Origin of the sequence: Autumnicola patrickiae (genome assembly GCF_031846525.1) — a bacterium.
In the GTDB taxonomy this organism is placed as follows: Bacteria; Bacteroidota; Bacteroidia; order Flavobacteriales; family Flavobacteriaceae; genus Autumnicola; species Autumnicola patrickiae.
In genome coordinates, this window is the sequence record NZ_JAVRHM010000053.1 from 1 (window position 1) to 2178 (window position 2178).

Annotated in this window: 3 protein-coding genes; all 3 read left to right on the plus strand. The window is 37.5% G+C overall.

What is annotated here, in order from left to right; genetic code table 11:
* Window positions 1-19: 19 nt before the first annotated feature.
* A complete protein-coding gene (locus RM549_RS19255; RefSeq protein ID WP_489752696.1) occupies window positions 20-970 on the plus strand; it encodes a lipoprotein N-acyltransferase Lnb domain-containing protein in 951 nt (316 codons plus the stop codon).
* Between the two features lie 172 nt (window positions 971-1142).
* Complete coding sequence (locus RM549_RS19260) at window positions 1143-1934, plus strand: cation efflux transmembrane domain-containing protein (RefSeq protein WP_311687726.1); 792 nt, start codon at window positions 1143-1145, stop codon at window positions 1932-1934.
* A gap of 45 nt (window positions 1935-1979) precedes the next feature.
* The coding region (locus RM549_RS19265) for a signal peptidase II (protein ID WP_311687728.1) at window positions 1980-2178 on the plus strand (199 nt) is incomplete at its 3' end.

Here is a 2178-nt window from a genome sequence, read left to right on the forward strand (position 1 = left end):
CCAAAAGACAAAGGATTTTATTGAGCAATATACAAGACAGGATAGACTGGTAATAGAACAGAAACTAAATCTTTCAGAAAAACAGAAAATCCAATTCATAACCAGACTCAATTATTTATACAGGCCAGAAAATCGGCAGTACTACTATTCTTTTTTAAAAAAAAATTGTTCGACTGAGATTCGAGATTTGTTGAGCGAAATAGGGGTGAATTTTCCCAAAGAAAATTTAGGGGTATCTTATAGACAATTAATTAATTATCATCTTGCTGATCATCTCTGGCTGAGATTTGGCATCAACCTGTTATTAGGAAAATCAATAGATCAGAACCCCAATAAATTTGAAAGTACCTTTTTGCCAGTATATCTAAAAGAGGAAATTAGTGATTCCCAATTGAATGGAAGGCCGCTGGTGAAGTGGGAACAAACCTTAAATAGGGTTGAAAATAAACAGAAAAGAAGTCTTCCATATTGGTTTTCCCCAATCCTGATTTTTTCTCTTTTATTTGTACTTTTTCTTTTTTGGTTTCCTCGGCCAGCTCAAATAGGAGTAATAGTTTTAATAGGTGGAATGGGCCTGCTACTGTCGTTGATGTGGTTTTTTTCTGATCATCCGGAGGTTCGAAATAATTTAAATATTCTTTGGTGTAATCCCTTATATCTACTGTACCTTCCTTTAATGATCAAAAATAAATCAAGAATTCCCTTGGCTTTTTTATTAATGACATCATTATTTAGTACAATTTTCATTTGGCTATTAGATATACAATTATTTGATATCGCTATTATACCTATATTATTGATATTGGTATTATTAAACTATATACAAATAAAAAAAAATAGAGTGCAAAAAACAATATTCGTCCAGAAGGGTGTCCAGACACTGGATAATTCAGCACCCGGACAAAGAAAGGAAATGTCTATGATGAAACCGGATAGCCTGTGGGGGTTCCTGGAAATTCAAAAGAGCTAGTGGGAAACATACATTGATAAATGGGAGAAAGAAGAAGAGCAAATTCCGGAAATGCCTTTGCCGGAGCGGTTTCAGGCAGAGGAAGTAAACCTGCTGTTACAAGGAGTTGGTAGCAATTGTGCCGGATAAAGGATAATTTTTATAACTAGGATTAAAAATAAAAAAAGAGATAATGGAGAAAACAACATTTAAGATAGCCAAAATGGATTGCCCTTCGGAAGAGCAGATGATCCGGATGAAGTTAGAGTCTTATGCTCAAGTGAAATACCTGGACTTTGATATTCCCAACAGAAAATTAGAAGTATATCATGTGGATGGCATTGAAGATATACAGACATCGATAGCCAGTTTAAAGCTCGGGGATACACTTCAGGGAACCGAAGAAGCCGAGCCTCCCGTAATGGAAGATCAGTCCAAACAAAAAACAATCCTTTGGTGGGTGTTGGGAATAAATTTCGGCTTTTTCATTATCGAAATGACCACGGGGTGGATTTCTTCTTCTATGGGCCTTATTGCAGATTCGCTGGATATGCTGGCAGATTCGATAGTATATGCGCTAAGTTTATTTGCAGTAGGTGGTGCCATTGCCAGGAAAAAGAAAGTGGCAAAGTTTAGTGGCTACTTTCAAATGGCATTGGCAACACTTGGTTTTGCAGAGGTCTTGAGGAGGTTTTTTACCAGTAGTGAAACACCAATATTCCAGTGGATGATTGTAGTTTCCATTTTAGCCCTACTGGGGAACCTTATTTCGCTTTGGTTGATAAACAAGGCTAAAAGTAAGGAGGCCCATATGCAGGCCAGTGCCATTTTTACGTCCAATGATATTATTGTAAACGGTGGGGTAATAACAGCGGGGGTACTGGTCTATTTCCTGGATAGCAAATGGCCCGATCTGGTGATTGGCGGAATCGTTTTCACGTTTGTGATGCAGGGCGCCATAAGAATTTTAAAATTATCTAAATAATGCAAATATATGTTGCACAAGACGTTGAGCAACAACAAGATGGCTATGAATAAACGAAATGTAGCATTATTGATTTTACTGTTGTTGGCAATAGACCAGGCTATAAAGATTTATGTGAAGACCCATTTTTATTATGGCGAGGAGTACTACGTATTTGGCCTGGATTGGTTTCGCTTACATTTTTTGGAAAATCCCGGGATGGCCTGGGGCTTTAAGTTTGGGGATGGATACCTGGCCAAGCTTA

Excerpts from the sequence above, each read along its gene's own strand:
- RM549_RS19260 (WP_311687726.1), top strand. The coding sequence starts at position 1,143 with ATGGAGAAAACAACATTTAAGATAGCCAAAATGGATTGCCCTTCGGAA.